23 protein-coding genes are annotated in these 22,064 nt (G+C 70.5%); 14 read left to right on the plus strand and 9 right to left on the minus strand.

Annotation, left to right across the window (positions count from 1 at the left end):
* Positions 1–207: 207 nt before the first annotated feature.
* The 7 genes from ACZ5C2_RS03030 to era all read left to right on the plus strand — a co-directional run bounded on the left by ACZ5C2_RS03030 (position 208) and on the right by era (position 5,599).
* A complete protein-coding gene (locus tag ACZ5C2_RS03030) occupies positions 208–1,278 on the plus strand; it encodes a PhoH family protein (protein ID WP_468785911.1) in 1,071 nt (356 codons plus the stop codon).
* 12 nt (positions 1,279–1,290) lie between these two features.
* Positions 1,291–1,788, plus strand: coding sequence for an rRNA maturation RNase YbeY (gene ybeY / locus ACZ5C2_RS03035; RefSeq protein ID WP_468785913.1), 498 nt, complete (start codon positions 1,291–1,293; stop codon positions 1,786–1,788).
* On the plus strand, positions 1,785–3,092 hold the full coding sequence (locus ACZ5C2_RS03040) for a hemolysin family protein (protein ID WP_468785915.1): 1,308 nt from the start codon (positions 1,785–1,787) through the stop codon (positions 3,090–3,092). Before ybeY ends, ACZ5C2_RS03040 begins: the two co-directional genes overlap by 4 nt.
* A complete protein-coding gene (locus ACZ5C2_RS03045) occupies positions 3,089–3,448 on the plus strand; it encodes an MmcQ/YjbR family DNA-binding protein (protein ID WP_468785917.1) in 360 nt (119 codons plus the stop codon). The genes ACZ5C2_RS03040 and ACZ5C2_RS03045 overlap by 4 nt, the downstream gene beginning before the upstream one ends.
* A 20-nt stretch (positions 3,449–3,468) precedes the next feature.
* Positions 3,469–3,822: a cytidine deaminase gene (locus tag ACZ5C2_RS03050; RefSeq protein WP_468785919.1), complete on the plus strand. Its 354-nt coding sequence runs from the start codon at positions 3,469–3,471 to the stop codon at positions 3,820–3,822.
* Between the two features lie 237 nt (positions 3,823–4,059).
* The gene (locus ACZ5C2_RS03055) at positions 4,060–4,539 is read left to right on the plus strand and encodes a hypothetical protein (protein ID WP_468785921.1); all 480 of its coding nucleotides are present in this window, start codon (positions 4,060–4,062) and stop codon (positions 4,537–4,539) included.
* A gap of 106 nt (positions 4,540–4,645) precedes the next feature.
* Positions 4,646–5,599 carry a GTPase Era gene (gene era / locus ACZ5C2_RS03060; protein ID WP_468785923.1) on the plus strand — a complete coding sequence of 318 codons (954 nt, stop codon included), beginning with the start codon at positions 4,646–4,648 and terminating at the stop codon, positions 5,597–5,599.
* Here era and ACZ5C2_RS03065 read toward each other — a convergent pair whose 3' ends face one another.
* From ACZ5C2_RS03065 to ACZ5C2_RS03075, 3 genes are read right to left on the minus strand one after another with little or no spacing between them, the layout of a single operon-like run.
* Complete coding sequence (locus ACZ5C2_RS03065) at positions 5,600–6,910, minus strand: GH1 family beta-glucosidase (protein ID WP_468785925.1); 1,311 nt, start codon at positions 6,908–6,910, stop codon at positions 5,600–5,602.
* Between the two features lie 58 nt (positions 6,911–6,968).
* Positions 6,969–7,235 carry a protealysin inhibitor emfourin gene (locus ACZ5C2_RS03070; RefSeq protein ID WP_468785927.1) on the minus strand — a complete coding sequence of 89 codons (267 nt, stop codon included), beginning with the start codon at positions 7,233–7,235 and terminating at the stop codon, positions 6,969–6,971.
* A gap of 21 nt (positions 7,236–7,256) precedes the next feature.
* A complete protein-coding gene (locus ACZ5C2_RS03075) occupies positions 7,257–8,327 on the minus strand; it encodes a M4 family metallopeptidase (RefSeq protein ID WP_468785929.1) in 1,071 nt (356 codons plus the stop codon).
* 319 nt (positions 8,328–8,646) lie between these two features.
* On the opposite strand from ACZ5C2_RS03075, the gene leuA reads away from it, so the two are divergent.
* From leuA to ACZ5C2_RS03090, 3 genes are all read left to right on the plus strand, one after another.
* Positions 8,647–10,368 (plus strand): 2-isopropylmalate synthase, encoded by a 1,722-nt coding sequence (gene leuA / locus ACZ5C2_RS03080; RefSeq protein WP_468785931.1) that lies wholly within the window; start codon positions 8,647–8,649, stop codon positions 10,366–10,368.
* Positions 10,369–10,554: 186 nt separating this feature from the next.
* Positions 10,555–11,256, plus strand: coding sequence for a TerB family tellurite resistance protein (locus tag ACZ5C2_RS03085; protein WP_468785933.1), 702 nt, complete (start codon positions 10,555–10,557; stop codon positions 11,254–11,256).
* A 101-nt stretch (positions 11,257–11,357) separates the two neighbouring features.
* The gene (locus tag ACZ5C2_RS03090; RefSeq protein ID WP_468785935.1) at positions 11,358–12,323 is read left to right on the plus strand and encodes an FAD-dependent oxidoreductase; all 966 of its coding nucleotides are present in this window, start codon (positions 11,358–11,360) and stop codon (positions 12,321–12,323) included.
* Here ACZ5C2_RS03090 and ACZ5C2_RS03095 read toward each other — a convergent pair.
* Complete coding sequence (locus ACZ5C2_RS03095; RefSeq protein ID WP_468785937.1) at positions 12,313–13,539, minus strand: GNAT family N-acetyltransferase; 1,227 nt, start codon at positions 13,537–13,539, stop codon at positions 12,313–12,315. The two genes, ACZ5C2_RS03090 and ACZ5C2_RS03095, sit on opposite strands and share 11 nt — an antisense overlap.
* A gap of 188 nt (positions 13,540–13,727) precedes the next feature.
* On the opposite strand from ACZ5C2_RS03095, the gene ACZ5C2_RS03100 reads away from it, so the two are divergent.
* The 3 genes from ACZ5C2_RS03100 (at position 13,728) to ACZ5C2_RS03110 (ending at position 17,792) form a co-directional block, all read left to right on the plus strand.
* Entirely contained in the window at positions 13,728–15,809 is a 2,082-nt protein-coding gene (locus ACZ5C2_RS03100) for an MMPL family transporter (RefSeq protein ID WP_468785938.1), read from the plus strand.
* 61 nt (positions 15,810–15,870) lie between these two features.
* Positions 15,871–17,133: a sensor histidine kinase gene (locus ACZ5C2_RS03105; protein WP_468785939.1), complete on the plus strand. Its 1,263-nt coding sequence runs from the start codon at positions 15,871–15,873 to the stop codon at positions 17,131–17,133.
* Positions 17,130–17,792 carry a response regulator transcription factor gene (locus ACZ5C2_RS03110; protein WP_468785941.1) on the plus strand — a complete coding sequence of 221 codons (663 nt, stop codon included), beginning with the start codon at positions 17,130–17,132 and terminating at the stop codon, positions 17,790–17,792. Before ACZ5C2_RS03105 ends, ACZ5C2_RS03110 begins: the two co-directional genes overlap by 4 nt.
* 18 nt (positions 17,793–17,810) lie before the next feature.
* On the opposite strand, the gene ACZ5C2_RS03115 is transcribed toward ACZ5C2_RS03110, so the two are convergent.
* The 3 genes from ACZ5C2_RS03115 to ACZ5C2_RS03125 all read right to left on the minus strand — a co-directional run bounded on the left by ACZ5C2_RS03115 (position 17,811) and on the right by ACZ5C2_RS03125 (position 20,146).
* On the minus strand, positions 17,811–18,158 hold the full coding sequence (locus tag ACZ5C2_RS03115) for a hypothetical protein (RefSeq protein ID WP_468785943.1): 348 nt from the start codon (positions 18,156–18,158) through the stop codon (positions 17,811–17,813).
* A gap of 183 nt (positions 18,159–18,341) precedes the next feature.
* Positions 18,342–18,998, minus strand: coding sequence for a response regulator (locus ACZ5C2_RS03120; protein WP_468785945.1), 657 nt, complete (start codon positions 18,996–18,998; stop codon positions 18,342–18,344).
* The gene (locus tag ACZ5C2_RS03125) at positions 18,995–20,146 is read right to left on the minus strand and encodes a sensor histidine kinase (RefSeq protein WP_468785947.1); all 1,152 of its coding nucleotides are present in this window, start codon (positions 20,144–20,146) and stop codon (positions 18,995–18,997) included. The genes ACZ5C2_RS03120 and ACZ5C2_RS03125 overlap by 4 nt, the downstream gene beginning before the upstream one ends.
* A gap of 229 nt (positions 20,147–20,375) precedes the next feature.
* On the opposite strand from ACZ5C2_RS03125, the gene ACZ5C2_RS03130 reads away from it, so the two are divergent.
* Positions 20,376–20,825 carry a hypothetical protein gene (locus ACZ5C2_RS03130; protein WP_468785949.1) on the plus strand — a complete coding sequence of 150 codons (450 nt, stop codon included), beginning with the start codon at positions 20,376–20,378 and terminating at the stop codon, positions 20,823–20,825.
* Between the two features lie 26 nt (positions 20,826–20,851).
* On the opposite strand, the gene ACZ5C2_RS03135 is transcribed toward ACZ5C2_RS03130, so the two are convergent.
* Both ACZ5C2_RS03135 and ACZ5C2_RS03140 read right to left on the minus strand, forming a co-directional pair.
* Complete coding sequence (locus ACZ5C2_RS03135) at positions 20,852–21,166, minus strand: DUF397 domain-containing protein (RefSeq protein WP_468785951.1); 315 nt, start codon at positions 21,164–21,166, stop codon at positions 20,852–20,854.
* Entirely contained in the window at positions 21,148–21,981 is an 834-nt protein-coding gene (locus ACZ5C2_RS03140) for a helix-turn-helix domain-containing protein (protein WP_468785953.1), read from the minus strand. The genes ACZ5C2_RS03135 and ACZ5C2_RS03140 overlap by 19 nt, the downstream gene beginning before the upstream one ends.
* Positions 21,982–22,064: the final 83 nt, after the last annotated feature.

The raw sequence follows: 22,064 nt of genomic DNA on the forward strand, positions 1-22,064 counted from the left end.
CCCGCCCACCGCCCGACTCGGTGGGCTGGAAGGCGGCGGCTCGGTGGGCTGGGGGTGTGTCGGTCGGGTGGGGCGCGGAGGGTTTTGGCTCGGTCGGATAAAAGGCCTACGGGGTTGTCACCCTTGCGTCGTACCCTGGGAATCGCGAGGCCGCCCTCAGCTGCGCGGCCGTATTGAGGAGGATCCGCAGGCCTTCAGAGCCGGCCCATGACTCAGACACCCACAGATCGCACCCCCGCGCAGGGACAGGCGAAAGTGCAGTTCACCGTCCCCGCCCAGCACCCCATGGTGACCGTGCTGGGGTCCGGCGACTCCCTCCTGCGCGTGATCGAGAAGGCCTTCCCGGGGGCCGACATCCATGTCCGGGGCAATGAGATCAGCGCGGTCGGCGACGCCACGGAAGTCGCCCTCGTTTCGCGCGTGTTCGACGAGATGATGCTGGTGCTCCGCACCGGGCAGCCGATGACGGAGGACGCAGTGGAACGCTCGATCGCCATGCTCAAGGCGAGCGAGGACGGGGAGAGCGACGGCCAGGAGACCCCGGCCCAGGTACTCACACAGAACATCCTGTCCTCACGCGGCCGCACGATCCGCCCCAAGACGCTCAACCAGAAGCGCTATGTGGACGCGATCGACAAGCACACCATCGTCTTCGGCATCGGCCCGGCGGGCACCGGCAAGACGTACCTGGCCATGGCCAAGGCGGTGCAGGCCCTGCAGTCCAAGCAGGTCAACCGCATCATCCTGACCCGGCCGGCCGTCGAGGCGGGCGAGCGGCTCGGCTTCCTCCCGGGCACGCTCTACGAGAAGATCGACCCGTACCTGCGCCCGCTCTACGACGCCCTGCACGACATGCTCGACCCGGACTCGATCCCCCGCCTGATGGCGGCCGGAACCATCGAGGTCGCGCCGCTGGCGTACATGCGGGGAAGGACGCTCAACGACGCGTTCATCATTCTCGACGAGGCCCAGAACACCAGTCCCGAGCAGATGAAGATGTTCCTCACCCGCCTCGGCTTCGACTCGAAGATCGTGATCACGGGTGACGTGACCCAGGTCGACCTGCCGAGCGGCACCAAATCCGGGCTGCGGCAGGTGCAGGACATCCTGGAGGGCCTGGACGACGTCCACTTCTCCCGGCTGTCGTCCCACGATGTCGTCCGGCACAAGCTGGTGGGCCGTATCGTCGACGCGTACGAGCAGTACGACAGCGAGCACGGCACCGAGAACGGCACCCACAAGGGCGGCCGCGGCCGGTCCGGGCACAAGGGGAAGTAGACTGAGCACCAGATGTCGATCGACGTCAACAACGAGTCCGGAACCGAGGTCGACGAGCGGGCGATCCTCGACATCGCCCGCTACGCACTCGCGCGGATGCGTATCCACCCGCTCTCCGAACTCTCGGTGATCGTCGTGGACACCGCAGCCATGGAGCAGCTGCACATCCAGTGGATGGACCTGCCCGGGCCGACGGACGTCATGTCGTTCCCGATGGACGAGCTGCGGCCCCCGTCCAAGGACGACGACGAGCCCCCGCAGGGACTGCTCGGCGACATCGTGCTCTGCCCCGAGGTCGCCGCCAGGCAGGGCCAGGACGCACCGACGCGGCACACCATGGACGAGGAGCTCCAGCTGCTCACCGTCCACGGTGTGCTGCATCTGCTGGGCTACGACCACGAGGAACCGGACGAGAAGGCCGAGATGTTCGGTCTGCAGGCGGCCATCGTGGACGGCTGGCGCGCGGAGAAGGGCCTGACCGGCCCGTCCCCGGCCCCGACCGTGTCATGAGTCCGACACTCGTCCTCGGCGCGATCGCCCTGGTCGTCGTCGCCTGGCTGGCCGCCTCCGCGGAGGCCGGTATCGCGCGCGTCTCCAGCTTCCGTGCCGAGGAGGCCGTACGCTCCGGCCGCAGGGGCAGCGTCAAGCTCGCGCGGATCGCCGCCGACCCCACCCGCTACCTCAACGTGGCGCTGCTGGTCCGCGTCGTCTGCGAGATGGCGGCGGCGTCACTGATCACCTACGGCTGTCTGAGGGAGTTCGACGGGACCGCCGAGGCGCTGCTGATCGCCATCGCGGTCATGGTCCTCGTGTCGTACGTCGCCGTCGGGGTGTCCCCGCGCACCATCGGCCGCCAGCACCCGCTGAACACGGCCACGGCCGCCGCGTACGTCCTGGTGCCGCTCGCGCGGATCATGGGACCGATCCCGTCGCTCCTCATCCTCATCGGCAACGCGCTCACCCCCGGCAAGGGCTTCCGGCGCGGCCCCTTCGCCTCCGAGGCGGAGCTGCGCGCGATGGTGGACCTCGCGGAGAAGGAGTCGCTGATCGAGGACGAGGAGCGCCGCATGGTGCACTCGGTCTTCGAACTGGGTGACACGCTCGTGCGCGAGGTGATGGTGCCGCGCACCGACCTCGTGGTGATCGAGCGGTACAAGACCATCCGCCAGGCCCTCACCCTCGCCCTGCGCTCCGGCTTCTCCCGCATTCCGGTGACCGGCGAGAACGAGGACGACATCGTCGGGATCGTCTACCTCAAGGACCTGGCCCGCAAGACCCACATCAGCCGGGACGCCGAGAACGAGCTGGTGTCCACGGCGATGCGCCCGGCCTTCTTCGTGCCCGACACCAAGAACGCCGGCGACCTGCTGCGCGAGATGCAGAAGGAGCGCCGCCACGTCGCCGTCGCCGTCGACGAGTACGGCGGCACCGCGGGCATCGTCACCATCGAGGACATCCTCGAGGAGATCGTCGGCGAGATCACCGACGAGTACGACCGTGAACTGCCGCCCGTGGAGGAGCTCGGCGAGGACCGCTTCCGGGTCACCGCCCGCCTCGACATCACCGACCTCGGCGAGCTGTACGGGCTGGAGGAGTACGACGACGAGGACGTGGAGACCGTCGGCGGGCTGCTCGCCAAACACCTGGGCCGGGTGCCCATCGCGGGCGCCTCGTCCGTGGTGGAACTCCCCGACGCCCGTGGGCTGCGGCTGACCGCGGAGGCCTCGGCGGGACGCCGGAACAAGATCGTGACGGTGCTGGTGGAGCCGGTGGACCCGACGGCCCCGCCCCGTGAGGAGGAGGAGCCGCAGTGACGCCGCACGAGCTGCGCGCCCTGTGCCTGTCCTTCAACGCGGCCGTGGAGGACTTCCCGTTCAACCCGGAGACATCGGTCTTCAAGGTCCGGGGCAAGCTCTTCGCGCTGACCGCCCTGGACGCGCGGCCCCTGAAGGTCAACCTCAAGTGCGACCCCGAGGACGCCATCCGCCTCCGTGCCGAGCACCCGGAACTCGTCGTCCCGGGCTGGCACATGAACAAACGCCACTGGAACACGGTGACGGCGGACGGCACCCTCCCGGACCACCTCGTCAGGGAGTTGGTCGAGGACTCCTACGACCTGGTCGTGGCCGGGATGCCGCGCGCCGAGCGCCTCCGCCTCGACCGTCCCTGAGCCCCCTTTATGCTCGGATCATGACCGACAACAGCGCGCTCGACCCCGAGGACCGCAAGATCGTCACCCTGGCCCGTTCCGCGCGGGCCCGCAACGGTGTGCCGGAGGGGGCCGCCGTGCGCGACGAGACCGGGCGGACGTATGTCGCCGGGACCGTGGCCCTGGACTCCCTGGGGCTGAGTGCCCTGCGGACGGCGGTGGCGATGGCCGTGGCGTCCGGCGCGACGTCGCTGGAGGCGGCGGCCGTGGTGACGGAGGCGGACTCGGCGTCGGCGGAGGACCGCGCGGCCGTACGGGACCTCGGCGGGCCGGACACTCCGGTGCTGGTGGCCGGTCCGGACGGGACGGTACGGGAGACGCTCACCGCGGGCTGACGGACCTGGTCCGACGCCGTGGTGTTACCGCCGGTAAATAGGCCAGATTTCAACCTTGTCGCGCGCTGCCCCCCGCGCATCAATGGAAACGCCGGTCCCGGCGAGACGTCGCCGGACGGTGTGACGCAGCGGGTCCGGACCCCATCTGCCGAAGTTCCCGAAAAGTTCCTCGAACAGTTCCCCCGACGGAGTTCCCCCCACGGAATTCCCCCCACACGGAAAGGGAGCCGGAATCCCATGAGAGGCAAGCGATTCGGAACGGGTCTGTCCCTGGCGGCAGGCGCTCTCGCGGTCTGCGGACTCGCCTTCGCCCCCACCGCCGCGGCCGTCGCCCCCGGGGCGGCGACCGTCAACGCCGACTGCGGAACCTGGGGCGGCGGCGAAGCCACCCTGACAGCCACCCAGAGCGGCACGTCCGCCACCATCACCATCAACACCTCCGCGGTCACCGCGCCCGTCGCCCTCGCCCAGGACTCACTGGTCTCGGAGCTGACGATGGTGAAGGCCGGCGGCGGCACCACCGTCTTCAAGGGCACCAAGAACCCCGCCATGGCAACCGGCGACGCCCTCGAGGTCGGCCCGCTCACCGGCACCGTGGCCCCCGGCGACAGCCTGGAAGCCTTCGGCGGCACCGTGAAGGTGACCGCGTTCGGCTTCATCACCATCACCTGCACGGCCACCGCACCACAGGCACCGGGCCCGTTCGTCTTCGACTGATCCCCCCGGGCGGACGGCCGGGCCGGGCACCTCGGGGGTGTCCGGCCCGGCCTCCGTCGCGGACGGTGGTACGGCGGGGCTTCCCGCATCAGGGAGAATGGGCGGCATGAGTGTTCGTACCCAGTCATCCGAGCAGCCGGCCGAGGCCGTCCACAGGGCCGGTTTCGCCTGCTTCGTGGGCCGTCCCAACGCGGGCAAGTCCACCCTCACGAACGCTCTGGTCGGGCAGAAGGTGGCGATCACCTCGAACCGGCCGCAGACCACCCGGCACACCGTGCGCGGCATCGTGCACCGCCCGGAGGCGCAGCTGATCCTGGTGGACACCCCCGGCCTGCACAAGCCGCGCACCCTGCTCGGCGAGCGGCTGAACGACGTGGTCCGCACCACCTGGGCGGAGGTCGACGCGATCGGCTTCTGCCTCCCCGCGGACCAGAAGCTCGGCCCCGGCGACCGCTTCATCGCCAAGGAGCTGGCCGGGATCAAGAAGACCCCGAAGGTCGCGATCGTCACGAAGACCGACCTGGTGGACGGCAAGACGCTGGCGGAACAGCTGATCGCCGTCGACCAGCTCGGCCAGGAGCTGGGCATCACCTGGGCCGAGATCGTCCCGGTCTCGGCGACCGCCAACCAGCAGGTCGACCTGCTGGCCGACCTCCTCGTCCCCCTGATGCCGCAAGGCCCCGCCCTCTACCCCGAGGGCGACCTCACCGACGAACCCGAGCAGGTCATGGTCGCGGAACTGATCCGCGAGGCGGCCCTGGAGGGCGTCCGCGACGAACTCCCGCACTCCATCGCCGTCGTCGTCGAGGAGATGCTCCCGCGTGAGGACCGCCCCGCCGACAAGCCCCTCCTCGACATCCACGCCAATCTGTTCATCGAGCGCCCCAGCCAGAAGGGCATCGTCATCGGCCCCAAGGGCCAGCGCCTGAAGGACGTCGGCATCAAGTCCCGCAAGCAGATCGAGGCACTCCTCGGCACTCCCGTCTTCCTCGACCTGCACGTGAAGGTCGCCAAGGACTGGCAGCGCGACCCCAAGCAACTGCGGCGCCTCGGCTTCTGATCAGCGGCGCTGCTCGCGCAGCAGCTCCCTGAACCAGTGGTACGACGCCTTCGGGGTCCGCTCCAGCGTGCCGAAGTCGACATGGACCAGCCCGAAGCGGCGGGCGTAGCCCTCCGCCCACTCGAAGTTGTCCATCAGGGACCAGACGAAGTAGCCGCGTACGTCCACGCCCGCCTCCACCGCCCGGTGCAGCGCGCGGATGTGGCCGTCGAGGTAGGCGATGCGGTCCTGGTCGTCCAGGCCCTCGTAGGCACAGCCGTTCTCGGTGACGACCACCGGCGGGAGGCGGTCGCCGTAGCGGGCCCGGAAGGTGGTGAGGACCTCCGTCAGCGCCTCGGGGACCACCGGCCAGCCGAAGTCCGTCACCGGGTGGCCCTCGATCTCCCGCACCGAGAAGGGCAGTTCGGCCGGCATCCGCACCCCGCCGAAGTCGATCTCCGTGCCCCGCGGAGCGCCCACGCGCGTCGGCGCGTAGTAGTTGATCCCGTACCAGTCCAGCGGCTCCGCGATGACCCGCAGATCGGCCTCGACATCGCCCGGCATCAGCTCACCGATGCCCTCCGGGTAGCGGCCGAGGAGCAGCGGGTCGGAGAACATCCGGTTCAGCAGGGCGTCGTAGAAGCCGGCCGCCGCCACATCCGGCTCCTCCCCGGAGGCCGGCCAGGTGGGAGCGTGCGAGTTCGCGATCCCGATGTCACCCGCCCCCGCCGCCCGCAGCGCGCGTACCGCGAGCCCGTGTGCGAGCAGTTGGTGATGGGCCACCGGAAGCGCGTCGAAGAGCAGATTCCGGCCGGGCGCGTGCACCCCCAGCGCATGCCCCAGCAACGTGTGTTCGGCGGGCTCGTTGAGCGTGATCCACTTCGTCACGCGGTCGCCCAGCCGCCCGGCGACCTCCGCCACGTACTCCGCGAACCGCGTGGCCGTGTCCCGCTCCAGCCAGTCCAGCCCGACCGGCAGATCCCAGTGGAACAGCGTCACCACCGGCCGTACGCCCGCCGCGCACAGGTCGTCGACCAGCCGGTCGTAGAAGTCCAGGCCGCCCTTCGCCAGCACCCGCGGCCAGGAGACGGAGAAGCGGTAGGCGTCCACGCCCAGACCGGCCAGCAGCGCCACGTCCTCGGCGTGACGGTGCACGTGGTCGCAGGCCACCGCCGCCGTCGAACCGTCCCGAATCCGCCCCGGCTCCGCCGAGAACACGTCCCACACGGACGGCTCGCGCTCGTCCGCCGCCCCCTCGATCTGGTGCGCCGAGGTCGACACACCCCACAGGAAGCCGTCCGGGAAACGGGGCATCGGGTTCGTCGTCACCATGGCCCGGATCATCGGCACCGGCGGCGGTCCACGTCAACGCCCCGGCGCCGAAGGGCTGTTACGCGCCCTCCTTCAGCACCCTCCGGATCAGTGTGCGCTGCTCCTCCGTCAGCCGTGGATCCGCGCAGTACACCGACCTGCCGTCCACCGTGATCCGGTAGCTGAAGCCGTCCGGCACCCCGGCCGGCGGTGTGCCCCGGCCGACGGCCAGCGCCCGCTCGGCCAGGGCGTGCCACTCGGAGGCATCGGCCCGCCCCGAGGTGTCCACCTCGGCCCGCCGCTCGATGCCCGCGAATCCGCCGGTACGTCTCACCTGAATGCGCATGGGTCCGTGTCTAGTACGGAACTACAGCGTCCGCACCCCCACCCGCTCCCAGGCCTTGGTCACGGCCTGCAGTTCGTCGCCGTCGCCGTACCGGGCGCGCGCCGCCTTCACCGTCAGCGTCGCGAAGTCCGCGAACAGCGCGTCCTGCTTGAGGTCGCCGCCGGTCAGCACGTCGTACCAGACCTGTCCCGCGCGCTCCCAGGCGTGCCCGCCGAGGGTGGTGGCCGCCAGGTAGAAGGCGTGGTTCGGGATACCGGAGTTGATGTGCACGCCGCCGTTGTCACGGCCGGTGCGCACATACTCGTCCATCGTCGCCGGCTGCGGGTCCTTGCCGAGCACGTCGTCGTCGTACGCCGTGCCCGGCTCCTTCATGGAGCGCAGTGCCTTGCCCGTGACGCGGGGGGCGAGCAGTCCGGCGCCGATCAGCCAGTCGGCCTCGTCGGCGGTCTGGCCGAGCGTGTACTGCTTGATGAGCGCGCCGATCACGTCCGACACCGACTCGTTGAGCGCGCCCGGCTGCCCGTAGTAGGTCAGGTTCGCGGTGTACTGCGTGACGCCGTGGGCGAGTTCGTGGCCGATGACGTCGACGGCGTTGGTGAAGTCGAGGAAGATCTCCCCGTCCCCGTCGCCGAAGACCATCTGCTCGCCGTTCCAGAAGGCGTTGTTGTAGTCCTCGTCGTAGTGCACGGTCGCGTCCAGGGGCAGCCCGTCGCCGTCGATGGAGTCGCGGGCGTATGCCTTCAGCAGCAGCTCGAACGTGGCGCCGAGACCGGCGTAGGCGCGGTTGACGGTGGCGTCCTGGCCGGGCTCGTCGCCCTCGCCGCGCACCTTCGTCCCCGGCAGGCCGGTGCCGTGCCGGGCGTCGTACACGGTACGGTGCGGCTTGCCGGGCTCGGCGTCGCCGAGCAGGGCGACGGCCGGGGCGCCGGCGACCGTGGTCAGATGACGATGGGTGCGCTCGAAGGCGTCGCGCTGGATGGTCCGGCGCGCGGGTCCGGAGAGCGCCGGGTCGTCGGCCTGTGCGAGCCGGTCGAGGACATGCGGCGGGATGATGGTGCAGAAGACGGGCTCGAAGCCCCCGTTCCTGGTCATGTCCGGAACCTTTGCACTACGTCACCGACCTGTCACCCCCCGCAACCGTGATGGATGAAATCCGCCGCCTCTCCGCCCTCAAAGGCGAAGGGAAGTGGTATACGGCACTTTTTGTCCACTTCATCCCTGCGGTCCCGCATACTGATACGGAACCTCGCACGGCGGGCGACTCGGTTATGCTCCGGAGCATCATGCGTTTCGGGCTGCTCCTCCTTAGCTGCCGCGGCGAGGGCCTGTACTAGAGGCCGACCCCCTCCCCGCGGAGTTTGGCGCTGCGCCGTCGGCCGTCCACCAGGACACCCCGAGGAGCCCACGCACCATGGCGAACCGCCAGCAGCCCAGTTCCATGCCGATCCAGAAGTACGGCCGCTACGAGCAGGTCGACATCCCCGACCGCAGCTGGCCGCAGCAGCGGATCACCACCGCCCCCCGCTGGCTCTCCACCGACCTGCGCGACGGCAACCAGGCCCTGATCGACCCCATGTCGCCCGCCCGCAAGCGCGCCATGTTCGACCTGCTGGTCACGATGGGTTACAAGGAGATCGAGGTCGGCTTCCCCGCCTCCGGCCAGACCGACTTCGACTTCGTACGCTCGATCATCGAGGACCCGGACGCCATCCCGGACGACGTCACCATCTCCGTACTGACCCAGGCCCGTGAGGACCTGATCGAGCGCACGGTGGAGTCCCTGAAGGGCGCCAAGCGCGCCACCGTCCACCTGTACAACGCCACCGCGCCCGTCTTCCGCCGCGTGGTCTTCCGCGGCTCCAGGGACGACATCAAGCAGATCGCCGTGGACGGCACTCGCCTGGTGATGGAGTACGCGGAGAAACTGCTGGGCGACGAGACCGAGTTCGGCTACCAGTACAGCCCCGAGATCTTCACCGACACCGAGCTGGACTTCGCGCTGGAGGTCTGCGAGGCGGTGATGGACGTCTACCAGCCCGGCCCGGGCCGCGAGATCATCCTCAACCTGCCCGCCACCGTGGAGCGTTCCACCCCCTCCACGCACGCCGACCGCTTCGAGTGGATGGGCCGCAACCTGTCGCGCCGCGAGCACGTCTGCCTGTCGGTCCACCCGCACAACGACCGCGGTACGGCCGTCGCCGCCGCCGAACTGGCCCTGATGGCCGGTGCCGACCGCGTCGAGGGCTGTCTGTTCGGGCAGGGCGAGCGCACCGGCAACGTCGACCTGGTCACCCTGGGCATGAACCTGTTCTCCCAGGGCGTCGACCCGCAGATCGACTTCTCCGACATCGACGAGATCCGTCGTACGTGGGAGTACTGCAACCAGATGGAGGTCCACCCGCGCCACCCGTACGCGGGCGACCTGGTCTACACGTCCTTCTCCGGCTCCCACCAGGACGCCATCAAGAAGGGCTTCGACGCCATGGAGGCCGACGCGGCCGCCCAGGGCGTCACCGTCGACGACATCGAGTGGGCGGTCCCGTACCTGCCCATCGACCCCAAGGACGTCGGCCGCTCCTACGAGGCCGTCATCCGCGTCAACTCGCAGTCCGGCAAGGGTGGTATCGCCTACGTCCTGAAGAACGACCACAAGCTGGACCTGCCGCGCCGGATGCAGATCGAGTTCTCGAAGATCATCCAGGCGAAGACGGACGCCGAGGGCGGCGAAATCACGCCGACCGCCATCTGGGACGTCTTCCAGGACGAGTACCTGCCCAACCCGGAGAACGCCTGGGGCCGCATCCAGGTCGCCAAGGGCCAGAGCACCACCGACCGCGACGGCGTGGACACCCTCACGGTCGAGGCCACGATCGACGGCACGGAGACCACCCTGGTCGGCACCGGCAACGGCCCGATCTCGGCGTTCTTCCACGCGCTGCAGGGCGTCGGCATCGACGTACGCCTGCTGGACTACCAGGAGCACACGATGAGCGAGGGCGCCTCCGCGCAGGCCGCCTCGTACATCGAGTGCGCGATCGGCGACAAGATTCTCTGGGGCATCGGAATCGACGCGAACACCACACGGGCCTCGCTGAAGGCGGTCGTCTCAGCCGTCAACCGCGCAGCGCGCTGAACAGCCGTTTCGTGGGGTTTGAGGGCTCCGTCCGCCGTTTCTGGCGGGCGGAGCCCTCGTCGATTACCGGCCAATAACGGTGGAGGTCACGGAGAGGTCTCGTCCGGGGTACTGACTCAGCCTCGTCGATGTGGCTAACATCACGCAAGCGCGGCGATGGTGCTGTGGCGTTGACGGAGGTGCGACGTGTTGCCAGAACGGAGACCCGACAGCCGTGCCGCTGCCGCCAGACTCTCGCGTCTGCTGGGCACCCGCACCGCGTGGACGGCCGTCGGCGACGGGGAGTTCTTCTGCCCCGGCTGCGGCGGCGACCGCAACTACCAGCGGCTCACCGGACGCCGCCGCTTCACCCTGCTCGGCGTGCCTCTCCTGCCGCGCGGCGAGTCCGCGCCGACCGTCGAGTGCGCCGCCTGCCGCCACCACTACGGCACCGACGTCCTGGACCACCCCACCACCACCCGCTTCTCCGCGATGCTCCGCGACGCCGTCCACACCGTCGCCCTCGCGGTACTGACCGCGGGCGGCATCTGCTCCCGCGCCTCCCTGGAAACGGCCGCCGCCGGAGTGCGCGCGGCCGGCTTCGACGACTGCACGGAGGAACAGCTGGCCGCGCTCGTCGAGGCCCTGGAGGCGGACACCGGCCGCTTCACGGGCGAGCCCTGTGCGGCCGGCCTCGCCATCGAACTCCACGAGGCCCTGGACCCCCTCGCGCCCCACCTCGCCGCCCCCGGCCGCGAATCCATCCTCCTGCAGGGCGCCCGCATCGCCCTCGCCGACGGCCCCTACACCCCCGCCGAGCGCGACGCCCTCGCCACGGTCGGCGCGGCCCTCACCATCTGCTCGACCGACGTGACCCGACTCCTGACGGCGGCACGGACGCCGTCCTGACCGGAACGGGGCCACCGCCGAGCCGGGTCCGCACACCCCACCCGCCGTGATGCCATGCTGATTGCTCCGAGCGGGACGGCGACTCCTACAGGGGATGAGCAGTGACGGACAGCGTGATGGTCATCGGTGCGGGCGTCGTGGGACTGACGACGGCCGTCAGCCTGGCCGAGCGGGGTGTGGAGGTCGAGGTCGTCAGCGGCCGGGACCCGGGTGCCACCACCTCGGCCGCCGCCGGCGCGATGTGGGACCCCTACCTCGTACACCCTGCCGAACTGGTGGAACGCTGGAGCCGCGTCACTCTGGCGGTGCTGACCGAACTGCGCGAGGACGAGAGCAGCGGGGTCCGGCTGGTGGAGGGCACCCAGCAGTCCCGTACCCCGTGCGACCTCCCCGCGTGGGCGCCCCTGGTCGGCGCCCGGGAGTGCGCCGCCGACGACCTCAGGCCGGGGTTCGTCACTGGATGGCGCTACCGGGCTCCGGTCGTCGACATGCCGCGCTACCTCACCCACCTCACGCGGCGCCTCGAGGCCGCCGGCGGCCGGATGCGCCGCCACCACTACGAGACCCTCGCCGACGCCGTGCGAGAACCGGCCGCCGTCGTGGTGAACTGTGCCGGAAGCGGGGCGCACGCCCTCGTCCCCGACCCGTCCCTCCAACCGGTGCGCGGTCAACTGGTGGTGGTCGAGAACCCCGGCATCCGGGAGTTCTTCTGTGACGACACGCCCGGCGCCGAGACCGTCGTCTACATCTATCCCCACACCGACACCGTCGTCCTGGGAGGCACCGCCGAACCCGGTAACTGGGACACCGACCCGGACGGCGACACGGCCCGCGCCATCGTCGAGCGCTGTGCGGCCGTCGAACCCCGGCTGGCGGACGCCCGCGTTCTCGAAAGCCGGGTGGGGCTGCGGCCGTCGCGTCCGGAGATCCGGTTCGAGGAGGAACGCCTCGGCGCCACCACGGTCGTGCACAGCTACGGCCACGGCGGAGGCGGCGTCACACTGTCCTGGGGTTGCGGCCGCGAAACGGCGGACAAGGTGGAGCGGTTGCTGGCCTTCACGCCCTGATCTGCCATTGCGTACGACGCTTGCTGATTCCCGCCTCCGGGCCTCGACGGGCGAGATAGAGCCATGTCCGCGCCGTGAGCGTCAGGATCAGCAGCAGCGCCCAGGGCCAACTCACCGTGCCGGTGGTCACCGTGGCGGCGCCGTACAGGGGGGAGACGGCGGTGAGGGCCATGAGGCTGAAGCCGAGCCCCGTGTGACGGAAGCGGTGGGCGATGGAGAACTCGGACCATTCGTATCCCGCGATCGCCGCACCGGCCACGAAGGCCAGGAGCATCGTCATCCACCGGTTGTGGCCGACCCCGGCGTAGATGACGGGCAGCGTGATCAGGAACGGCAGCACCCCGCCGTACTCGGAAAGTACGTTGCCCCACTTCATGATCCGGCTGAAGGAGTTGGCACGGATCCTGGCCAGCTCACCGGACGCGCTCGCATAGATGATCAGGGAAAGCATGGTGCTGAAGGTCGAGCCGATGAGCACCAGGCGTACGTCGTCGGGGAACCGGTCCGACGTGAACGAGATTCCCAGCAGGAACGTGATGGCGGCCAGCAGGGCCCCCGAGAAGGCGATACCCGCAGCCGCTTCCTGCGACTGCAGGGACGCCGGATCGTCCCGCTCGAAGCGGGTGATCTCGAAGGCGGGTCCATCCGCCAGAGTGACCAGTCCCGTCACGGCGTGGTCGTCCGGGGCCAGCGACTCCATGAGCTGATCCGGCAGCGCGGCGGGCACCAGATGGCGGGCGTCGGGGTCCACATAGTCGACCCGCAGCTTGTGCTGGTACTGGATCTGGAGACCGCCGTCCTGCCCCGCTTTGTACACACGGGTTCCTATGAACCCGCACGCCAGCAGAAAACGTGCGGATCCCAGATCCCCGGCGGAGATGACCGCGGAGATCGTGGGCCGTTCCCCGGTCGTCTCCGGAACGCCGCCCAGGATCTCCCTCACCAGGCGAGCGCCGACTCCCCGAAGGCGCGTTCCGGGAGCGACGACGACCGCGCACAGCCGCATATGGCCGGGAGAGGGCGACTCAGCCGCGGCGCACCCCACCACGGTGCCGTCCCTCACCGCCACCCGCACCAGCCCATGGCGTAAGAGGTGCTCGAGGGCCTCCCGTGACGGCGCCTGACCCGTCTCGTAGCAGTTCGTCAACACGGAGTGGACGTCGGACAGTTCGGAGGGACCGGCCGGCCTTGTGGACACCATGGTCATGAACGTCATGAATAGCCCACCCCATGCACACACGGCAACGGCGCCGGCCCGGTCCGCTACTCCCCGGGGAGTAACCGGCGTCTCCGGCCGCCCGTCGCAGTACCCCGCAACTCGCCCTTCCGCCCGACGTCCAGGCCCTCTCCCGCCGGAAGGCTGGATACCGATCCAGATACCGGACCGGAGGGGAGCCAAGGCTCATGGGGGCCGTACACACACGTACTCGGCGGCGGCGTGCCGTGCCCTGGGTGGTGGTCGGGCTGTGGCTGGCCGCGCTCGTGCTGGTCGGGCCGCTCGCCGGCAAGTTCGGCGGGGCGCAGCAGAACGGGGCCGTCGACTATCTGCCCGACCGTGCCGATTCGACGCAAGTGGCGCGTATTCAGGCCGAGTTGCCCGGTGGGGAGTCCACCGATCTGGTGCTGGTCTACCACCGGGACGGTGGGCTGACGCCCGCCGACCGGGAGCTGGCAGCAGGGCAGATCGCCGAGGTGGAGAAGGGCTACAAGCTGTCGGACGATCCGCGGGGGATCCCCTCCGAGGACGGCAGCACCCTCATGTACCCGGTCTCCAGCACCCAGCCGGGCCAGGACGAGGAGGCCATGGTCGCGTTCGTCGACGGCGTGCGCGAGATCACCGAGGGCTCGGGCGGGCTGAGCGTCGAGGTCGGCGGGCCGGGCGCCCTCGACGCCGACATGGACAAGGTGTTCGAGACCATCGACGGCACCCTGCTCATGGCCACCCTCGGCGTCGTCACCGTGCTGCTGGTGCTGATCTACCGCAGCCCGTTCCTGTGGCTGGTCCCGCTCGCCGTCGCGGGCGTGGCCGCAGCGGTGGCGATGGCCGCCGGGTACGGGGTGCACGAACTGTTCGACGTCACCATCACCGGGCAGAGCGGCGGCATCATGACCGTGCTCGTCCTCGGCGCCGGCACCGACTACGCGCTGCTGCTCGTCTCCCGCTACCGCGAGGAACTGCGCCGCCACGAGCGGCCGTACGACGCCATGCACGCGGCCCTGCGCGGTTGCGGGCCGGCGATCCTCGCCTCCTCCGGCACCGTCGCCGCCGGACTGCTGTGCCTGCTCGCCGCCGACCTCAACAGCAGCAGCGGCATGGGCCCGGTCGGCATGATCGGGGTGCTCTCCGCGCTCGTCGCCATGACGACCCTGCTCCCGGCCGTCCTCGTCCTGCTCGGGCGGTGCGTGTTCTGGCCGCTGGTCCCCGCCTTCGGCAGCACGCCGAAGGCACGCCGGTCGCTGTTCGCCGCCATGGGGACGTCCGCCGCCCGCCGCCCCGCCGCCGTCCTCGCGGGCGGTGCCGTACTCCTCGGCACGCTCGCCCTCGGCACGATCAACCTCAGCGGCGACCTCAGACAGGAGGACTCGTTCACCGACCGGCCCGAGTCCATCTCCGCGATGCGGACCCTCGCGGAGGAGTACCCCGAGCGGAGTTCCCAGCCGCTCACCGTGATGGCCCCCACCGATCGGGCCGACGCCGTCCTGGCCGAGGCCCGCAGCACCGACGGGGTCACCGAGGCCGCCGCCGGACGCAGTGGGGGAGGCTGGACCGAGATCTCCGTGTTCGCCACCGCGGCCCCCGAATCACCGGGGGAGACCCGCACCATCGAGGCCCTGCGCGACGTACTCGACGACGACCACGGCGCCTACGTCGGCGGCCCCAGCGCCCAGCGGCTCGACCTCGCCGCCAGTGAGGCCCGCGACCGCTCGGTGATCGTGCCGCTGGTGCTGGCCGCCGTGTTCGTGATCCTCGTGGCCCTGCTGCGCAGCCTCGTCGCCCCGCTGCTGCTCCTCGGCGCGGTGGTCGCCGTCTGGGGCGCCGCCCTCGGCATCGGCGGACTGGTCTTCGAACCGCTGTTCGGCTTCGCCGGCACGGACCCCGGACTCGGGCTGCTGTCCTTCGTGTTCCTGGTCGCCCTCGGCGTCGACTACGGCATCTTCCTCATGCACCGTATGCGGGAGGAGTCACTGAACGGCGCCGATCCCGAGGCCGCCGCGCTCACCGCCCTGCGCACCACGGGCGGGGTGATCGCCTCCGCGGGCATCGTGCTCGCCGCGACGTTCGCCGTGCTCACCACCCTGCCGCTGGTGGCGCTCGTGGAACTCGGCTTCGTCATCGCGGTCGGTGTCCTCCTCGACACCTTCCTCGTCCGCACCTACCTGGTCACCACGGCGAGCGTGCTGCTGCGCCGCTGGATGTGGTGGCCCGGCCGGCTGTCCCGGGCGCCGGAACCGGTGCCGCGCGAACGGCAGCCGGAACCGGTCTAGCCACCCGCGAGCCGATCCCTGGGCGCCCCTCCCTCCCGGAGGGGCGCCCTCCTCCCGGAGGATGGAGCCCGTGCAGACGACGACAGTGAGCCCCACGGGGGTGGAACGCCCCCGCACCGGTGAGCGGATCATCGCGACGATCAACCGCGACCCTCTGACCGCCCCGCGCGCGGTGCGCAACGACGCGATCCTCGCCGCGTGCACCGCCGCACTGGCCGTCGTGCTGGCGCTGCTGGCCGACGACGACCGCCGCCCGGACGCGCTCGGCTGGACGCTGCTGCTCGCCGTCCACGTGCCGCTGGCGTGGCGGCGGCGGCGCCCGTTGCTCGTGCTCCTGCTGGTGGTGGCCGCGGTCGCGCCCTACCACGCCCTCGACAACAACCACGGCGCACCCGTCGCCGCGTCCATGGTCGCCCTCTACACCGTCGCCGCGACCAGCACACCGCGCCGCACCCTGCTCATCGGCACCGTCGTCATCGGCACGACCCTCACCATGAACGCCCTCACCAACCCCGACGGCTTCGTGGAACTGGTCCGCATCACCGGCTGGGTCGTCGCCGTGCTCTTCCTGGGCGTCGACGTCCGCTTCTACCGCCAGTACGTCGCCGGAATCGTCGAACGCGCCGAGCGTGCCGAACGCACGCGCGAGGAGGAGGCGCGCCGCAGGGTCGCCGAGGAACGCCTGCGCATCGCCCGGGACCTGCACGATCTGCTCGCGCACAGCATCACCCTCATCGGTGTGCAGACCTCCGTCGCCGCGCACGTCCTGGCCGCCGACCCCGAACGCCTCGACCGGGGAGCCGTGGCCAAGGCCCTCGACGACATCGCCGGCACCTGCCGCACGGCACGCGGGGAACTCCGTACGACCCTGGAGGTGCTGCGCGACAACGGCGGTTCGGAGGACGCCCGGGGCCCACTGGCCGGCCTCGACGGCCTGCCCGACCTGGTGGAGGCGGCGCGTCTGGCCGGTGCCCGGGTGGATGACTCCGTCCGGGCGGCGGGTCCGGTTCCGCCCGCCGTCGGCGCCGCCGCCTACCGACTCGTCCAGGAGGCGCTGACCAACGCCGTCCGGCACGCCGGGCCCGAACCGGCGGTCCGCCTCGACCTGCGCGAGGAGGACGGCACACTCCATCTCTCCGTCACCGACGACGGCACCGGCCCCACCCCGGGCGGCACCCCTGGATTCGGCCTCGTCGGCATGCGCGAACGGGCCCGCAGCGTGGGTGGCACACTCGACGCCGGACCACGGGAGGGCGGCGGTTTCCAGGTGACCGCGAGCCTGCCGCTGACGACCGCCGCGACCCGGGAAGGAGTCACCGGATGACCATCCGCGTGCTGCTCGCCGACGACCAGACCCTCGTACGGGAGGCCTTCGCGATGCTCGTCGAATCGGCGCCCGACATGGAGGTCGTCGGCCAGGCAGCCACCGGCCGCCAGGCGGCGGAGCTGGCCCGCACCGAGCGCGCCGACCTCGTCGTGATGGACGTCCGCATGCCCGACCTCGACGGCATCGAGGCGACCCGTCTGATCGCCGCCGACGACGACCTCGCGGGGGTCAAGGTCCTCGTCCTCACCACCTACGACACCGACGAGAACATCGTGGACGCGCTGCGCGCCGGTGCCTCCGGCTTCCTGGTGAAGGACACCCGGCCCGCCGAACTCCTCGACGCCATCCGCACGGTGGCGGCCGGCGAGGCCCTGCTGTCACCGGGCCCGACGGCACGGCTCATCGAACGGTTCCTGCGCAGCCCGTCCGTGCCGGTCGCCGCGGGCCCCGAGTGCCTGTCGGACCGTGAGCGCGAGGTGCTGGCGCTGGTCGCGCGCGGCCTCAACAACACGGAGATCGCGGAGTCGTTGGGCTTGAGTCCGCTCACCGCGAAGACCCACGTGAGCCGGACCATGGGCAAGCTCGGGGTGCGGGACCGGGCTCAACTCGTCATCGTGGCGTACGAGTCGGGGCTGGTGGCGCCGGGGAGGGGGTGAGCGGCACGGTCCGGTGGCTCACAGGCTGTGGTGGAGCCAGCGCTGGATGGTGCTGTTGATGCCGCCGGACAGGGCGCTCAGGCTCTCGATGGCCTCGCGGTCCTCGGGACGCGGCGGGATGCCGGCGGCGGTCAGGGCGGCGTGCAGTTCCAGCCGGCGGCGGTCGCGCGGGTCGATGCCGGTGGGGCCGGCGGCGGTGCCGATGCGGTCGGCCGGGTTCGGCGGGGCGAGCGGCGGGGCCGGGTTCGGCGGGGCCAGCAGGTAGTCGCCCGCCGACTGCCCCTCCGCCGGGGGCCACCAGGCGGAGCTCGGGGCGTCCTGGACGGCGTGGTGGTTCGGGCCGTACTCGAAAGCGGTCGCGGTCATGGTGTGCTCCTCACCGCAGGGTGTCGGTTCTGCAGGACAGGAGTACGCGGGCCGGGGGACCGGTTGCGACCGGGGCGAAACGTCACGCCAACGGCGTCATCGGCAGTTCATCGTCCGGTCGGACGAACGGCACACGGGGCAGCGGGGGCGGTGTCGCACGGCCGAGGTCCGCGCTCCTCGCCGCTATGCGCCCGGCGTGACCAGGCCCGATTCGTACGCCACCACCACCGCCTGTGCCCTGCTGTCCAGGTCCAGTTTCGTCATCGTGCGGTTCAGATGGGTCTTGACGGTCGCCTCGCTGATGTAGAGACGGTGGGCGATCTCCGGGTTGGACAGTCCGCGTGCGATCAGTTTCAGGACCTCCAGTTCGCGGGAGGTCAACGCGTTCAGTTCCACGGGTTGTTCGCCGGTGGTCTGGCGGGCGTACGCCTCGACCAGGCGGCGGGTGACGGTGGGCGCGAAGAGCGCGTCACCCCCGGCGATGGCGGTCACAGCGGCGAGCAGTCGTTCCGGTCCGGAGTCCTTGAGCAGAAACCCGGAGGCTCCCGCGCGGAGCGCCCCGTACACGTACTCGTCGAGGTCGAAGGTGGTGAGGACCAGGATCCGGGGCCCGGGATCGGCGGCCTGGGCCAAAATGCGTTCGATGGCCTGGATGCCATTCATTCCGGGCATCCGGATGTCCATCAGGATCACCTCGGGCGTGGTCTCGGCGGCGAGCGCCACGGCTTCCGCGCCGTCTCCGGCCTCGCCCACCACCTCGATGCCCGGAGCGGCCCGCAGCAGGCCCACCAGTCCGGCCCGGATCAGGAACTGGTCGTCGACGACGAGCACCCTGGTCATCTGGTGGCGTCGTCCCCCCGTCCTGTCGCCCGCGCGGAGGTCGGAAGGGTCAGCCGCACGGCGAAGCCACCTTGCTCCCGCGGGCCGATACTGATCTGCCCACCGTAGAGCTTGGCCCGTTCGCGCATGCCCAGCAAGCCATGACCGCCGTCGCTGCGTACTCTGGCCGAAATCACCCCCTTCCCGTCGTCCGTGACCGAAACGATCAGCTGATGCGGCTCGTACCGCAGTCGTACCTCCGCACACGCGCCGGGCGCGTGTTTCACGACGTTGGTGAGCGCCTCCTGCACCACCCGGTAGGCGCACAGGTCCACACCGGGGGCGAGCGGGCGCGGCGTGCCCTCGACGGTGACGGTGACCGGCACTCCGCCGGACCGGATGCGTCCGGCCATCTCGTCGAGGCGGGCCAGGCCCGGCATCGGGCCGGCCGGGGCGCCGTCACCGTCGGAGCGCAGCACCATGAGCATGCGCCGCAGCTCGTCGAGGGCCTCCTTGCCGGTGGCGTCGATGGTGTCGAGCGCGGTCCGTGCGGTGGCGCGGTCGGTGTCGAAGACGAACCGGGCGAGACCGGTCTGCACGGAGATCACGGACATGTGGTGGGCGACCACATCGTGCAGTTCGCGGGCGATCCGGCCGCGTTCCTCGGCCACCTCGCGCCGGGCCCGCTCAGCCTGTTCCCGGCGCAGCTGCCGGGTCAACTCGGCCGAGCGGCGGGCGTCGAAGCCGAAGCGCCAGAGCACCGCCGGATAGACCACGGCCTGCCCGACGACGGACGGCCACGCGTCCGTGTGACTCACCACGCCCGCGTAGATCCAGACGCCCCCCATCAGCGCCGCGCAGGGGACCGAGAAGCGTCGTGCCCGGGAGGCGGCGACGGTGTAGACGGCGAGCATGGGACCGAAGCTGCCCACCACGGCCCAGTAGTCGGCGGCGACGTACACCAGCCAGGCCGCGTGTACGAGGCAGCAGACCACGGCAGGCGCCCGGCCGCGGAACACCAGCGGCAGGTGGACCAGGACCACCAGTGCGTAGGCGGTCGCATCGAGCGGTTCCTGACCCTGACGCGCGGCCTCCGGCCCCAGCAGCAGGGCCACACCGGTCAGTGCCGCCGCGATCAGCGCGTCGACGGCGAGGGAGCGGATCCGCATCGCAGCAGCGTACGGCGGGGTCGGGTGCGGGAGCGTCAACCTTACGCGGTACCACGGAAGTTGTAGAAACCGCGCGGATGCCCCGGGGGTTCGGCGGGGAGTTCAACCCCTTGTGGGACGCGAGGGGGAAGGCGTGGACCGTAGCGTCACATCACGGCAGGACAACACCGTCCGCCCGCATCGCGTCATCCGCGAGGACTCAGCAGTCGATGAACCGAAGGGGACAAACATGCCTTTCCCGCGTACCCGCACCCGTTCAGCGGCGCTTGGCGTCGCCCTCGCCGCGACGGCGGCACTGTTCGCCGGCGGCGCGGCACAGGCTGCTCCGGCCCAGGCGGTTCCGGCTCAGGCCGGCCAGTCGGACGTGTCCGTACAGGGGTACATCCCCGGCAAGGACGTCGTGGTCGGGCAGTGCAAGGGGTGGCTGAACAAGAGGACCTCCGACGGATACGTCCAGGCCCTCGGGCAGTCGTGGAACAACCACGAATGCCTCTTCGTGCTGCAGCGCAAGCGCGTGGGATCCGGCGGCTACGACTGGACGGCCGTCTCGAACGCGTACTGGATCCTGAACAGCAAGAAGGCGACCGGGTACCACTGGAACGGTACGAACGCGGGCTCCCGCGTCTGCCTGTGGAACTACACGACCGGCGGCTCGGCGTGCGGTGAGGCTGCCTGGTAGCTGCGGCCCGGGGGGAGGGTGAACCGTCAGCGCTTCGGTCCGAAGCGCTGACGGTTCTCGTACGTGGGCCCCACGGTGCGGACGAACTCCGTCCAGGCCGCCGCCCCGACCACGATCACCGCTCCGCCGGTGTCCAGCTTGCTGTCCCGGACGGGGACGACACCGGGGACTCCGTCCGCTACTTCGAGGCATGCCTCGCCGCCGTCGCCGCCGCTGTGAGTGCTCTTGCGCCAGCGGGCGGCGCCGGGGAAGTCGTGGGCGACTTCGACGCAGTTGCCTCCGTTGCCGTCGCTGTGGGTGCTCTTGCGCCAGCATGCCTCGCTCAGGTCGTACCCGCGCATCGTCTGAAGCCTTCCGCCGCTGATTCGATCAGGGCCAGCGATGCCTCCGGTGGCAGCGCGTCCGCCCTGAGCAGATCGTATGCCCACTGGGCGCGCTTCACCACGGCCGGACCGTCCAGCAGATTCCCCGAATACACTGCCTCTGTATAGGCCGTTGGCGGCGCGTCTTCGAACTCCATGAGCCGTAGATCTCCGGTCATCACGGCGTACCCGCCAGCCGTGTACGGCAACACCTGCACCACCACCGTCCGCTCCCGCGCGAGTCTCGCGACGTGCTCCAGCTGTTCCGCCATCACGGCCGCCCCGCCGACAGGAATCCGCAGGGCGTTCTCGTGCAGGATCACCCAATACACCGGCCGCGTCGCGTCCTTGAGAATGCGCGCACGTTCAACGCGCCCCGACACCTTCTCGTCGATGAACTCATCGAGTGCGAACGGATTCATAGCCAGGGTGACCGCCTTCGCGTAGGCCGACGTCTGCAACAGGCCCGGGACCAGCGCATGAGCGAACTCGCAGATCTCCGTCGCCAAGACTTCCAACTCCGCCGCCTTGGCGAAGTAATCCGCGTACCGCCGATCGTCGATCAGCTTCCTGCACAGCCGCTCGAAAATACCGTCGGATTGCAGTGCCTCGTCGATCCGCTGGGCCACGTCCAATTGCGGCTTGCGGATGGCCTGTTCGAACTGGCCGATGTAGCCGCCCGAGACGAACACCCTCGTCCCCAGCTCCACCTGCGTGAACCCCGCGTCCTCCCGGCGTCGCTTCAGCTCCGCTCCGAAGAACTCCCATGCCGCCTGGCGCGAACCGTTGGCCATGGTTAACCCCTTTGTGTAGCCCCGCACTTGTAGAGCGCAAACCCCTTCCGAGGGTAGACACTCAGCGTCACTCTTGGGATACG

It is taken from the genome of Streptomyces sp. NPDC031365 (genome assembly GCF_055569765.1).